The 13,306-nt window shown below is 59.0% G+C and carries 12 protein-coding genes and 4 tRNA genes; 11 read left to right on the top strand and 5 right to left on the bottom strand.

Going from position 1 to position 13,306, the window contains the following annotated elements:
* Entirely contained in the window at positions 1-1,875 is a 1,875-nt protein-coding gene (locus tag HU749_RS22270) for an MFS transporter (RefSeq protein ID WP_186652530.1), read from the top strand.
* A gap of 192 nt (positions 1,876-2,067) precedes the next feature.
* On the opposite strand, the gene sugE is transcribed toward HU749_RS22270, so the two are convergent.
* The 3 genes from sugE to rdgC form a co-directional block, all read right to left on the bottom strand.
* Complete coding sequence (gene sugE, locus HU749_RS22265; protein ID WP_095974893.1) at positions 2,068-2,382, bottom strand: quaternary ammonium compound efflux SMR transporter SugE; 315 nt, start codon at positions 2,380-2,382, stop codon at positions 2,068-2,070.
* Positions 2,383-2,500: 118 nt separating this feature from the next.
* Positions 2,501-3,466 (bottom strand): bile acid:sodium symporter family protein, encoded by a 966-nt coding sequence (locus HU749_RS22260; protein ID WP_079305522.1) that lies wholly within the window; start codon positions 3,464-3,466, stop codon positions 2,501-2,503.
* Between the two features lie 77 nt (positions 3,467-3,543).
* Positions 3,544-4,464 carry a recombination-associated protein RdgC gene (gene rdgC, locus HU749_RS22255; protein WP_014339706.1) on the bottom strand — a complete coding sequence of 307 codons (921 nt, stop codon included), beginning with the start codon at positions 4,462-4,464 and terminating at the stop codon, positions 3,544-3,546.
* A gap of 160 nt (positions 4,465-4,624) precedes the next feature.
* On the opposite strand from rdgC, the gene HU749_RS22250 reads away from it, so the two are divergent.
* The 5 genes from HU749_RS22250 to HU749_RS22230 all read left to right on the top strand — a co-directional run bounded on the left by HU749_RS22250 (position 4,625) and on the right by HU749_RS22230 (position 6,800).
* Positions 4,625-4,700, top strand: a tRNA-Val gene (locus HU749_RS22250).
* Positions 4,701-4,719: 19 nt separating this feature from the next.
* Positions 4,720-4,796, top strand: a tRNA-Asp gene (locus tag HU749_RS22245).
* A 176-nt stretch (positions 4,797-4,972) separates the two neighbouring features.
* A tRNA-Val gene (locus HU749_RS22240) sits at positions 4,973-5,048 on the top strand.
* Positions 5,049-5,065: 17 nt separating this feature from the next.
* A tRNA-Asp gene (locus HU749_RS22235) sits at positions 5,066-5,142 on the top strand.
* A gap of 710 nt (positions 5,143-5,852) precedes the next feature.
* Positions 5,853-6,800, top strand: a complete 948-nt coding sequence (locus HU749_RS22230; RefSeq protein WP_186652570.1) for an IS110 family RNA-guided transposase — start codon at positions 5,853-5,855, stop codon at positions 6,798-6,800.
* A gap of 478 nt (positions 6,801-7,278) precedes the next feature.
* Here the strand turns inward: HU749_RS22230 and HU749_RS22225 are convergent, their stop codons facing one another.
* Together HU749_RS22225 and HU749_RS22220 are read right to left on the bottom strand one after the other, a co-directional pair.
* Positions 7,279-8,415, bottom strand: coding sequence for a catalase family protein (locus tag HU749_RS22225; RefSeq protein ID WP_079302757.1), 1,137 nt, complete (start codon positions 8,413-8,415; stop codon positions 7,279-7,281).
* Between the two features lie 31 nt (positions 8,416-8,446).
* Complete coding sequence (locus HU749_RS22220) at positions 8,447-10,252, bottom strand: di-heme-cytochrome C peroxidase (RefSeq protein ID WP_095974890.1); 1,806 nt, start codon at positions 10,250-10,252, stop codon at positions 8,447-8,449.
* Between the two features lie 269 nt (positions 10,253-10,521).
* Here HU749_RS22220 and bamJ point away from each other — a divergent pair, with 269 nt between their 5' ends.
* The 5 genes from bamJ (at position 10,522) to HU749_RS22195 (ending at position 13,211) form a co-directional block, all read left to right on the top strand.
* Entirely contained in the window at positions 10,522-11,235 is a 714-nt protein-coding gene (gene bamJ / locus HU749_RS22215; protein ID WP_095974889.1) for a BamJ family beta-barrel-assembly machinery protein, read from the top strand.
* A 294-nt stretch (positions 11,236-11,529) separates the two neighbouring features.
* A complete protein-coding gene (locus HU749_RS22210; protein ID WP_018605394.1) occupies positions 11,530-11,985 on the top strand; it encodes a YkvA family protein in 456 nt (151 codons plus the stop codon).
* A gap of 114 nt (positions 11,986-12,099) precedes the next feature.
* Positions 12,100-12,441 carry a helix-turn-helix domain-containing protein gene (locus HU749_RS22205; RefSeq protein ID WP_003204574.1) on the top strand — a complete coding sequence of 114 codons (342 nt, stop codon included), beginning with the start codon at positions 12,100-12,102 and terminating at the stop codon, positions 12,439-12,441.
* Complete coding sequence (locus HU749_RS22200) at positions 12,438-12,809, top strand: hypothetical protein (RefSeq protein ID WP_007898892.1); 372 nt, start codon at positions 12,438-12,440, stop codon at positions 12,807-12,809. The genes HU749_RS22205 and HU749_RS22200 overlap by 4 nt, the downstream gene beginning before the upstream one ends.
* Positions 12,810-13,211, top strand: a complete 402-nt coding sequence (locus HU749_RS22195; protein WP_046062489.1) for an SEL1-like repeat protein — start codon at positions 12,810-12,812, stop codon at positions 13,209-13,211. It begins immediately after the preceding gene.
* Positions 13,212-13,306: the final 95 nt, after the last annotated feature.

Raw genomic sequence — 13,306 nt, 5'->3', positions numbered from 1 at the left:
ATGAGTCACCCTTCGCAGTTCACCTTGCTTCGCACGCGGCGTTTCCTGCCGTTCTTCATCACGCAGTCCTTGGGCGCGTTCAACGACAACATTTTCAAGCAGTCGCTGATCCTCGCCATACTCTACAAATTGACCATCGAGGGCGATCGTTCGATCTGGGTCAACCTCTGCGCGCTGCTGTTTATCCTGCCGTTCTTTCTGTTCTCGGCGTTGGCTGGGCAGTTCGGGGAAAAATTCGCCAAGGACGCGTTGATTCGTCTGATCAAGCTCGGTGAAATCGCCATCATGGCAGTCGGCGCAGTAGGATTTCTATTCGATCATTTATCGCTGATGCTGGTGGCGCTGTTCGCCATGGGCACGCATTCGGCACTGTTCGGTCCGGTGAAGTATTCGATCCTGCCCCAGGCCTTGCGTGAGGAAGAGTTGGTCGGCGGCAACGGCCTGGTGGAGATGGGCACCTTCCTGGCGATCCTGGCCGGCACCATCGGCGCCGGGATCATGATGTCCTCGGCGCAATACGCACCCGTGGTGTCCACCGCGATCATCGGCGTTGCCGTGCTCGGTTACCTGGCCAGCCGCAGCATTCCACGCGCGGCGGCGGCCTCGCCGCAAATGCGTTTGAACTGGAACATCTTCAGCCAATCCTGGGTCACCCTGAAACTGGGGTTGGGGCAAACGCCGGCAGTGTCCCGGTCGATTGTCGGCAACTCCTGGTTCTGGTTCGTCGGTGCGATCTACCTGACGCAGATCCCGGCCTATGCCAAGGAGTGGATGCACGGTGACGAAACCGTGGTGACCTTGATCCTGACGGTGTTCTCGGTGGGGATCGCCCTGGGTTCGATGCTCTGCGAAAAGCTTTCCGGACGCAAAGTCGAGATCGGCCTGGTGCCGTTCGGCTCGTTCGGGCTGACGGTGTTCGGCCTACTGTTGTGGTGGCATTCCGGTGGAATCCCCGACAGCGTCGAAGGCCACGGTTGGCTTGAAGTGCTCGGTTTCGGTCACGCCTGGCTGGTGTTGATCGACATCCTTGGGCTGGGCATCTTTGGTGGTTTCTACATCGTGCCACTGTACGCGTTGATCCAGTCGCGCACGGTGGAGAACGAGCGGGCGAGGGTGATTGCCGCCAACAACATTCTCAACGCGTTGTTCATGGTGGTCTCGGCCATCGTCTCCATCGTGTTGCTGAGCCTGGCAAAACTGTCGATTCCACAACTGTTCCTGGTGGTGTCGTTGCTCAACATCGGTGTCAATGCCTACATCTTCAAGATCGTCCCTGAGTTCAGCATGCGTTTCATGATCTGGCTGCTGAGCCATTCCATGTACCGCGTGGAGCACCGCAACCTGGAGGCTATTCCGGATGAAGGCGCTGCGCTGTTGGTCTGCAACCACGTCTCTTTCGTCGATGCCTTGCTGATTGGCGGTGCGGTGCGTCGTCCGATTCGCTTCGTGATGTACTACAAGATCTACAACTTGCCGGTGCTGAATTTCATCTTCCGCACCGCCGGGACGATCCCGATTGCCGGGCGCCAGGAAGACATTCACATCTACGAAAAAGCCTTCAAGCGAATCGCCCAATACCTGAAGGACGGTGAGTTGGTGTGCATCTTCCCTGAAGGAAAATTGACCGGTGACGGTGAGATCAATGAGTTCAAGAGCGGACTGACCCGCATCCTCCAGGAAACCCCGGTGCCGGTGATTCCCCTGGCGCTGCAGGGCTTGTGGGGCAGTTTTTTCAGTCGCGATCCGGCCAAAGGGCTGTTTCGCCGGTTCTGGTCGCGGGTGACGCTGGTGGCGGGTTCGGCGGTCGCAGTGGAAGTGGCTGAGCCGGCGAAGTTGCAGGCGTTGGTGGGAGAATTGCGTGGGACTGTCCGCTAGAACGAAAAACTGTGGGAGCAAAAAGCTTGTGGGAGCAAGCCCTGTGGGATTAAAACCTGTGGGGAGCAAGTTCTGTGGGATTAAACTTGTGGGAGCAAAGCTTGCTCGCGATGGCGTCCTTGCGATCGCTATCGCGGGCAAGCCTTGCTCCCACAGACCTTGCTCCCATAGGTTTGGCTCTTGCAGGAGGGCTCAGGTGCTGACCTTGAGCCCGATCAACCCCGCAACGATCAACGCCACGCTGGCCAGGCGAACCAGCGCCATCGACTCACCAAACAAAATGATCCCGGCGATCACCGTGCCCACTGCACCGACCCCGGTCCAGATGGCATAGGCCGTACCCAGCGGCAATTCTTTCATTGCAAGGCCGAGCAGGCCGAGGCTGATCGCCATGGCGGCGATGGTCAGCGTGGTGGGGAGGGGGCGGCTGAAGCCGTCGGTGTATTTCAGGCCGACAGCCCAGCCGACTTCGAACAGGCCGGCAAAAAACAGAATGATCCAGGACATCACGCACCTCATCGATGGGTGGGGTCGTCCCCGGATAATGAACGCTATGGCGTTGCGAGGTCGTCCCCGCATTGGGCGCAAGAGTGCCCAATGCTGACGATTCGGTCAAGATTGTCCTTCAATCTGCCGCTTGACGGGCCAGTAGCTCACGGTCCTGTTTTTCGCTCATGCGCCGGAAGTACGTCGAGAGCAGGGCCCCGGAAATGTTGTGCCAGACGCTGAACAGCGCGCTGGGCACCGCCGCCAGTGGCGAAAAGTGCGCGCTCGCCAATGCCGCGCCCAGGCCGGAGTTCTGCATGCCCACTTCCAATGACAGGGTTTTGCGCTGGGCCAGCGGCAAGCCGAACAAGCGTCCGGTGAAGTACCCCAGCAGATAACCGAAGCTGTTGTGCAGCATCACAATGGCCATGATCAGCAGGCCGGATTCGGCGATTTTCGCCTGACTGGCCGCGACCACCGCCGCCACAATGATCACGATGCTCACCACCGATATCAGCGGCAGCACGTCTATGGCATGGCGAACCCTGGGGCCCAACAGGCGTTGGGCAACGATGCCCAATGCAATCGGCACCAGTACGATCTGCAGGATCGACCAGAACAGCGCCGAGAACGACACCGGCAACCAGGCCGAGGCCAACAGCCAGATCAGTGCCGGGGTCAGCAGAGGGGCAAGCAGGGTCGTGATGGCGGAAATCGCCACGGCCAGGGCCAGGTCACCGCGAGCCAGCCAGGTCATGACATTGGACGATGTGCCGCTCGGGCAGCAACCCACCAGGATCACGCCGACGGCGATCTCCGGCGGCAGGCTGAACACTTGGCAAAGCAGCCACGCCGTACCGGGCATGATCACGAATTGGGCAACCACTCCCAAGGCTACGCGTCCCGGATGACGGGCCACTTCGGCGAAGTCTTCCAGCTTGAGTGCCAGGCCCATGCCGAACATCACCAGGCCCAGCAGCGGCACGATGGCGATTTTCAGGCCGACGAACCACTGCGGTTGCAGGAATGCCAGTACCGCGAAAAACAGTACCCAGTAAGCGAAGGTGTTGCCGACAAAGCGGCTCAATGCAGCCAATGCGCGCATGACCTGATCCTTATTATTAAGAACACCGAATACTAATGTGGGAGCGAGCAAGCTCGCTCCCACAGGGGAGGCGGGGTTTAGATCCCCTGCGGAATCTCTTCCCCGCCCAACGCTTCAACCAGCGCCGGCAGGAACTCGCCGAACGTCAACATCATCAGCGTGAAGCTGGCGTCCAGTTGGCCGAGGGCTTCGTCGCCACCGTCCTGTTCAGCCTGGTCTTGCAGCAAGTCTTCGAACTTCAGGCGCTTGACCACCATCTTGTCATCGAGCACGAAGGACAGCTTGTCCTGCCAGGCCAGGGACAGTTGCGTCACCACCTTGCCGGTGTTCAGGTGCAGCTGGATTTCGTCGCTGGTCAGGTCCTGGCGCTTGCAGCGCACGATACCGCCGTCTTCGTGGGTGTCGCGCAGTTCGCATTCATCCAGCACGAAGAAATCGTCCGCGGCTTTCTGGGTCTTGACCCAGTCGGTCATGGTGGCGGTCGGGGCCATCTTGACCGTCAGCGGGCGTACCGGCAGCGAGCCGATGACTTCGCGCAGGGTGGACAGCAGGTCTTCGGCGCGTTTCGGGCTGGCCGAGTTCACCAGGATCAGGCCCTGTTTCGGTGCAATGGCGGCGAAGGTGGACGAACGACGGATGAACGCACGTGGCAGGAACGCCTGGATGATTTCATCCTTGAGCTGGTCCCGTTCCTTTTTATAGACCTTGCGCATTTGCTCGGCTTCGATCTCTTCGACCTTTTCCTTCAGGGCATCGCGCACGACGCTGCCCGGCAAGATGCGTTCTTCCTTGCGCGCGGCGATCAGCAGGAAGTCCTGGCTGACGTGCACCAGCGGTGCGTCTTCGCCTTTGCCAAACGGCGCGACGAAACCGTAAGTGGTCAACTCCTGGCTTGCACATGGACGCGCCAGTTTGCTGGCCAGTGCAGTTTCCAACGCCTCGGCATCAAAAGGCAGATCTTGGGTCAGGCGATAGATAAGCAGGTTTTTGAACCACATGGGGTGAGTCTCTCCTTTATACAAAGGGGGGCATTATTCTCTTCGCGGCGCCATAGGCCAACCCTTCGCTAAGCCTTTGGAAGGCCTGAAAAAATTAATTTAAAAAGTGCTTGCCAGCTTAAAGAGTGCTCCGTAGAATGCGCGCCACACCGAAAGCGAAGGGTGATTAGCTCAGCTGGGAGAGCGTCTGCCTTACAAGCAGAATGTCGGCGGTTCGATCCCGTCATCACCCACCATTCGTTCAACGTGTTACGCGCAGCGGTAGTTCAGTCGGTTAGAATACCGGCCTGTCACGCCGGGGGTCGCGGGTTCGAGTCCCGTCCGCTGCGCCATATTCGGTAACCTGGAACACTGAACGCCAGGTCACCACGGAAAGCCCGCTAACGCGGGCTTTTTGCTGTTTGCAGTTCCTGTGGTGTGCGTTGCTCATGTTTTTTTGCTGAATTTGCTAATTAAATCAGCACGTTACAAAAAACTGTGAGAGAATGCGCCCCGCATCGAAAGTGAAGGGTGATTAGCTCAGCTGGGAGAGCGTCTGCCTTACAAGCAGAATGTCGGCGGTTCGATCCCGTCATCACCCACCAAACTTTCAGTGTTACGCGCAGCGGTAGTTCAGTCGGTTAGAATACCGGCCTGTCACGCCGGGGGTCGCGGGTTCGAGTCCCGTCCGCTGCGCCATATTCGGTTATCTGGAATGCTGAACGCCAGGTGGCTACTAAGAAGCGGTGCTTTTCCTTGAGAGAGGAGAGGCGCCGTTTTTTTTTGCTTGGGTTTTGGGTGTATATCCGTTTCTTTGGTAACGGCGGCTTATGGTTCCGCTCTTACAGCGGCTCACTTTTGAAGAGCGCAAAAGTAAGCAAAACGCTCTTGCCCCACCACTTGGCACCTCGCTTAGGCTCGGTGTGCCCTCACTCCGGCATTGCTCCGTGGGCCGCCGCGAAGGGCCATCCATGGCCCAGCGCGGCTATCCCGGCATCCATGCCGGGATGCCCACTCCACAATGCCTGCGTTCAGCCATCGTGGTTAACGGGGCGCCGAGATCAACGTCCACCGCGAGGCGGCCTGATAGCCGACCTGGTTCTGGGTGATCGCGTTTCTCCTGTGGGAGCGAGCCTGCTCGCGAAGGCGGTGGGTCAGTTTGCGGTGATGTTGGATGTGCGGGCCTCATCGCGAGCAAGCTCGCTTGTATGGTAGGACTTGAAGGGAGGAGGAGGGACAAAGCTCGATTCTGACTGTTAGCCGCAGTACAGACCGTGGGAGATTTCACCCCTCCTCCTTTCACCCAAGCGCCGATAAAGAATGCATCTGGCCTAGACCGACGATAGGAACAAGCCTGCGCCTCTGGGTGAACCCTTCAAGTGTTCAAACCTTAGCCCGGAGGATTTTCAATGGCAATGCCGGTTTCTGTCGCAAAGCCGATCGTGGGTGTTGATGTCGCCAAAGATGAGTTGGTGATTTATCACGCAGAAACAGATCGACTGGAAGCGATCCCCAACACCAAAGCAGCGATCAAGAAGTGGCTCAAGGAATTGCCCGCGCCAGTGGATGTCGCCATCGAAGCCACCAATATCTATCATCAGGAATTCGCCGACCTGGCTTATGCGCAAGGCTGTGTGATCTACATGATCGGCGGCTACGAGCTCAGTCATTACCGCAAAGGTGTGAAAGTTCGCGCTAAAACCGATGCGCTGGATGCTCGGTTGTTGGCTCGCTACTTGAACAACGAAGGCCACCAGTTGCACCCGTGGACCCCGCCATCGCCACTGTATTGCCGGCTTATAAGCCTTTTCCGGCGCCGGGCAGCTTTGGTTCAGGCGCGCGTCAGCCTCAAGCAAAGCTGGTCAAACGAACCGTTGCTCAAAAAGGCCTTTGAGAACCAGATAAAGGCCATGCAACGACTGGAGATCTTGCTCGAGAAAACAATCCAGACGCAGTTGGAAGCCGCTGGCTTGGGCGCTCAGCTCAAGCGTTGTATGAAAGTCGAAGGCATTGGCCTGTTGAACGGTGCCCGTTTGCTCACGTCGTTTCAGCGTGGGGATTTCAGAAATGCCGATGCCTTCATCGCTTTTCTGGGCCTAGACCTGCGTATATCGGACTCAGGGAAAAAGAAGGGACGCCGCTGCCTGTCTAAGCGAGGTGACCCAGAGGCCCGTCGATTGATGCATAACGCCGCGATGTCGGCGAGGCGCACAGCGGCATGGAAGGGTTTTTATGAGGCATTGAGGGCCCGGGGACTCAGCACAACCGAAGCATTAGTGGCACTGGCCCGCAAGCTTGCCCGAGTAGTATTCGCCCTGCTGAAGAACCAGAGCGAATACTTACCGAAGGGCATTTAAGGGGTAGCCCTGCACCATAGAATCTCCCACATTGGATCTTTGGCGGGCACAAAATCCATGTGCACCGCAAAACCTGTGGGAGCGAGCTTGCTCGCGATAGCAGTGGCTCAGCCACATAGATGCCGGCATTTGCCCGCTCTTGCTCTTGCTCTTGCTCTTGCTCTTGCTTTGGATCTTGATCTTGATCTGGACGCCCCGTTAAACCACGCTGGCCGAACGCAGGCATTGCGCAGTGGGCAACCCGGCATGGATGCCGGGTTAGCCGCGCTGGGCCATGGATGGCCCTTCGCGGCGGCCCACGGAGCAATGCCGGAGTGAGGGCATGCCGAGCCTAGGCGAGGCACCGAGTGGTGGGGCAAGAGCGTTTTGCTTACTTTTGACTGGGCCGGCTTCCGGGCTTTTCAAAAGTGAGCCGCTGTAAGAGCGGAACCGTCAGCAGCCGTTACCAAAAAAACGGATATACACCCCAATCCAACCTCTACAGCTCAGCATTCCGCCGATGACGATAATCGCTGACCGCCTCATACACCGCCTTACGCAAGCGATTGATCCCACCAATAGGCCGATGCGCCTCAATGCCGAACCAAGGATTGAACGACTGATTATCACAAGCCAGATTCAGCTTGGGCGTATCAAAATCCTGAGCCGGAACCTTGATCCGTGCCACGGTCTCGAACGGCGCATCACTTTCCTGCCATTCAATACTGGTGTCTTCGATCGGCATGTACTTGCTCGGATCCTGACGCTGGATCTGCAAGACAAAACACGCCGGCACCCGGTCTGTGGATAACTGCTGATTCAATGCGCTACGCAAGAAATTCGGCAGGTCCTGGTTCTGCGGAGGCAAGGTGTAGCTTGGGCAACTGTCCGGGTCCGGTGCGACGCGAAACTTGGCATTGGCTTCGCCGAATTTGTAAGGCGATACCGAAAAATAAGTGGTCTGGGTCGGGCTGGCCGGAGCCGGCGAGAGGGTCGCCAGGGCGATGAATAAATGCCGAATCTGCCAACTGCGCGGGTCCAGGCTTGGAAAGAAAGCCATGGCCTTCTTCCCGTCAGCCTGAGCGGCCACATTCTGACGGTACTCGGCGACATCACTGACGAAGAAGTTCGGATGATTGAACATCACGAAATCCTGCTCACCCTGTGATTGCCGGTCAGCGAGCAGTTGCTTGCCCGGTACGTTCATCAGCTTGATCGCCATCCCTCGTGCATCGCGCAGGCTATCGAATTGCGGATAAGCGTTGCCGTTGGACAGGCGGATCGTTGCCTCCCAAGTCTTGCCCGGTTCGGCAAATACGCCTTGGCGCAACGCTGCCGGCAGGTCGCTCGGCACCTGGACTTCGGCCATGACGCACCCGTGCGCCTTGGCATGGGCATCGCGCAGGTAGCGCGTGCTTTCGCGGTGCTGGTCGACGATGCGAATAGCGGTCTGGATGATGTCCTGAGTCATGGCCGCTTCGCCGGGCGCAACCTGTTCCTTGTCCGGGACCGGTCCGTTGTGTTGCCAGGCAAACCAGGCCGTGGACAGTGCCCAGCCGAGCAGCCCGATGCCCAGTAGCCACAGGAGCGTCTTGCCCAAAAAGGCACCGAGGCGCAGCCAGAGCGTGATCAACATTGAAACTTCCTTTTACCGGTGAGGTTCATCATTACAGTTGCGACTCCAGTGGCCCGCCCAGCACTTTTAAATACTCGAGCAACGCCCAGCGTTCCTGCGGTTGCAGCAGACGCCCAATGACGCCGTTGCCGCGCTCGCCGGCGCGGAATTCATGGCCGCTGTTGTGGTTGCCAGTGATCCGGGTATCGAAGAGAAATGCGTTGGTGAAGGCTTCGGTGCGATAGCCCAGGTGACGCGGGTCGTATTCGAAATTGCCTTTATAGAACGTGGTCGCGCGCTCGTCCTGGGGGGACAGCAGTTGATAGATTGTCGGCACCGAGCCGTTGTGCAGGAACGGTGGCGTGGCCCAGACGCCCGCCAGCGGCCGGGCCTTGTAGGCGCGCAATTCGCGCACGCCAATGGGCAGGCCAAAACCGTCCAGGGCCGGGCGTTCGGCGGGGGTGACACCGGCGTCGCGGTAAGCGCGGTTCTCGACGAATGCCGTGACATAGGCCAGGCCTTTGGCGACCGAGAGCTGGCTCAAGTCCAGCGGCTCCGTCGGGGTCGGGTGCAGTTGCACTTCCAGCTTCGCCAGCTCGGCCGGATCCCATTGCAGGCTGGTCAGGTCGTAGCGGTGGTCGGCGATGTTATTGGCGGTGCCCGGGTCGGTGCCGATCACCTGCACGGGCAGCATGTGCAATTGCTGGACCGGCCTGTCAGGCCCCTGAACCACTTTGGGCACATGGCAGCCGGCGCAGTTTTCGGTGAACAGGGCACGGCCCTTGGCCGCCAGTGGTTTATCGATCGAGCCCAGCAGTGCCTCCGGCCACACGGGCGGCTTGAGCAGTTGCAGGGTCTCTTCGATCTTGTTCAAGTCGCGCACACGCACGCTGGAGGGGTAGCGCGCATCGCCTTGCAGCGGTTTGCCTTGGGCGTCGAAGAAATTCAGCGTGGCCCCGACCCCCAGTGCCTCACCGACGTTGCGGGCCATCGGTTGCTGGGCCGATCCGTTCCATTGCACCCAGTCGAATGTCCACATTTCCCACAACTGCGGGTAATCCACCGGTGCGTTGGCCACCCGGTAGTTTTGCGGCGAAATGGCGTCGCCGAAGCTGGCATTGGCGATGCGACCGAAGGCGTCGGTGCGGCCAGGGCCTTCTTCGGTGGGGTAGAGGCCGCGATGGGTGTCGTTCCAGGCCACCCGCAGGAACGTGTCCAGGGAAACCTTGAACGCCTTGCGCAATTCCTCGTGGCGAGCGTCGTAGTCCTTGCCCAGTACTTGGCGGGCAAAGCGCTCGAATTTCCAAGGGTTGTAGTAGGTGGACGCCAGACTGGCGACCAATGCCTGCCCGAAACTGCCACCGCGTAATGTAGGAACACTGGAAGGCAGCACGTGTTGAGCCGAGCCACCATCGATTCGTATCGCCTGGCCCTTGAAGCGCAATTCGCCGGTATGACACGCCGCGCAGGTGATATCCAGGAACTGGTCGGTGCTGCCCGGGTTCTGGTGCCGCGCAAACCCTACCGGCAAGTTGCCGGGATTGTCCGGCGAGGCTTTCTGCGCCGGATCGACCAGGAAGCCAAAGCGGGCCAGGTAATCGGGCGATGCGAAACGTTGTTGCGAAAATGGCAGTTCGAGGGCGGTGAACCAGTCGTAGCGCAGGCCTTTGACCTGGGTGCCCTGGGGGGTGAAGTAATACGTCTGGCGCTCGGCGGCGCTCCATTGATCCAGGTAGTGCACCTGTTCGACGGGCGTATAGAACGGCAAGCGAGGATTGGCGACGTAATAAAGCACCACGGCCACGACAACGATCAGCAGCGCGAGGAGCAGCAAGAGAATGCGGGAGAGAAGGCGCACGGTAACGTCCTTGTTTTTTTTGATATGTCCTTATGCCTCAGTGCTGCGCGGCCGGCAAGTGGCCATTACCCTGGCCTGTGGAGGAGCGGCAATTTGTCCCTGTACGTAACAGATGACAGATGCTTCATTCGTCCAGGCTTAAAAAGCGTTTGCGGACCTGAACTTATCATTACTTTGTGGCTCACATGCCGGTAGCCATTGGTCGTGGCCGCCTGATAAGCTCGCGGCTTTATTCGATTGCCCTTTAGGCGCATGAACAAGGAAATAGCATGAAACAGCATCGGTTGGCGGCGGCGGTGGCCCTGGTTGGCCTGGTACTCGCGGGTTGCGACTCGCAGACCAGCGTAGAGCTGAAGACCCCGGCGCAGAAAGCTTCCTACGGTATTGGCCTGAACATGGGCAAGAGCCTGGCTCAGGAAGGCATGGATGATCTGGACTCCAAAGCGGTCGCCCAGGGCATCGAAGATGCCGTCGGCAAGAAAGAACAGAAGCTGAAAGACGAAGAACTGGTCGAAGCCTTCGCCGCGCTGCAAAAGCGTGCCGAAGAGCGCATGGCCAAGATGAGCGAAGAGTCGGCAGCCGCCGGCAAGAAATTCCTCGAAGAAAACGGCAAGAAAGCTGGTGTCACCACCACCGCTTCCGGCCTGCAGTACGAAGTGGTCAAGAAAGCCGACGGTCCACAGCCTAAGCCGACCGACGTAGTGACTGTTCACTACACCGGCAAGCTGACCAACGGCACCGTGTTCGACAGCTCCGTTGAGCGTGGCAGCCCGATCGACCTGCCGGTCAGCGGTGTGATTCCGGGTTGGGTAGAAGGCCTGCAACTGATGCACGTCGGCGAGAAGTACAAGCTGTACATCCCGAGCGACCTGGCCTACGGCGCCCAGAGTCCAAGCCCGGCCATCCCGGCCAACTCGGTCCTGGTGTTCGACCTGGAACTGCTGGCGATCAAGGATCCGGCAAAAGACGACGCAGCCAAGTAATCGCGTCTGCTATAACGACAACGCCTCGCTTATGCGGGGCGTTGTCGCATCTGGACTTCGGCAAAATGGCAAAAAAACCGAACGCACGATGCAGGGTATAGTCATAGGCAATACAGGCGCTGTGCTAGACGCAGTCAGCCGGTCAAGTCAATGAAATATTGGGTTTTTTTATGTGAGTAAAAAACGCCCGATCTAAGCCGGGCCCTTATGAAACGGGGGCTTCAGCGGTGAAATGCAGCTCTGTTCACAAGGTTATCCACAATTTGTGTGGATAACATTTCAGTGGGAGAAAAAATGAAGGCCCCGTGGAATTTTGCGCGATTTCTGCCCTTGGCAGGCCGCTTGCTGGCCCGCGGTCGATTGCCGACGTTGCTGTTCGCCGTCGCCAGCAAAGGTGCCCGGGAGGGTGGACGGCTGGGCAAGCTCAAGGAGGACCTGCGTCTGTTGCAGGCCTTGTGCCTGGCCTACTGGCGAGGCGAATACCGTGCTGTCAGCGCCAAGTCGATGCTGTCGGTGGTGGCAGGGCTGATGTATTTCCTCAGTCCCCTGGATGCGATTCCAGACATCTTGCCGATGTTTGGCATGTTCGACGACATTGCGGTGCTGGCATGGATCATGAAAACCCTCGACGTTGAACTCGAGGCATTCCGCGCCTGGCGTTATCGGCAATCGCCCGAGAAGCTCGCCCAGGTCGAAAGGCTTCCCGATACCCCGGAACAACTCCAACTCCAAGGTCAGAAAAAAACCTGATTCGGTAGCACTTACCCCAGAGAATTCATCGCCCCGCGACCTTAGCCGGTATTAGGATTACACTTCCAAGAAAAAAGGCTGACTCGCTAAGTGTTGTTGTCCTACGGGGTAGACATGGATATTCAAATAATCACACGTGACGGAGAGCCCGAGTACGCGGTTTTGCCGTGGGATCAGTACCAGTCGTTGTTGAAGGCAGCAGGCATCGATCAAGCTCCGCCGCGCGAAGCGACAGTCCGTCACGCGGCGGCACCGGGCCAGGTTCTCCCTGGCCTGGATCAGTTACGCAGTTTACGCGAAGGGAAGGGCATCGCCATCGAGGCGCTGGCCCGCACGGTAGGTATCAGCCCGTCTTATCTGGCTTTGATCGAGAGCGGCGAGCGTCAGCCCGATGCCGCGATTCGGCGCAGTCTGGCCTGGGAGTTGACGGTGCCGGGTTGGAGGGAAGAATCGTGAGCGTACGCATCAGTCGGCAGCATTGGGATGGGTTGTTGGGTGAGTTGGACCAGGCGCGTCGCCAGCGCCATTTATTGACCTACCGCGCCTTGCTCGAGCGTTTGCAACTGCCCACCCCGGCCATGCAAACCTTGACCGCGGCCCTTGAACACCTGGCGGCGCTGGACGCCCGGGCGGAACAGCCGCTACGCAGTTCATTGGTGATCAGTCAGGGCGCCAGTCGGTTACCGCGCACGGGGTTCTTCGAGTGCGTTGAACGCCTGGGCCGCTTTTCCGGGCCTTCCGATGGCGTGGCCGCCGCCTCCTGGCACGCTTCGGAAGTGGTTCGGGTATTTGAATACGAGTACCCCGAATCGGCGGAGGCCTGAGTGCTCTGGCGACTCAAGGCGCGCGCCGGTTACTGGCTGGCGCGTCGGTTGTTTCATTGGTCCTGGTTCGTCCGCCAGCCGCGTGGCTGGACCTGGCTCGAGGGGCAGTTCTCGCGCATGGCGAACCTGGGCGATGTCGGTGCGCAGAGTTTCTACGGGCACATCCTCACCTTCCGAGGTCAAGGGCTGGGCGCCCGTGAAGAAGGGGTTCGCCTGTTGCGGTTGGCGGCACTGGCCGGTGATGGCAAGGCCGCCTACCAAGTCGGCGTGATCAGCCTGGCCGGTACAACCAGCAAGGCGCCGGACCCGGTGGAAGCGGCACGTTGGTGGACCTTGGCGGCGAAAGCCGGGCACCCGCTGGCCGAAATCAAGCTCAAATCACTTGAAACTCGCGATATCTAGGGTTATCCACAGGCGATTCGTTATGCAGGTCAGACGAATTTAGCGAATCGCCCTACGCGCTCTGTCTCCTTCCCCTGACTTAATTCCCCTGTCAT

It is taken from the genome of Pseudomonas ogarae, from assembly GCF_014268695.2.
GTDB classification, from domain to species: domain Bacteria; phylum Pseudomonadota; class Gammaproteobacteria; order Pseudomonadales; family Pseudomonadaceae; genus Aquipseudomonas; species Aquipseudomonas kilonensis.
Note: the sequence above shows the minus strand (reverse complement) of the source record. Positions and strands in the feature narration are given on the sequence as shown.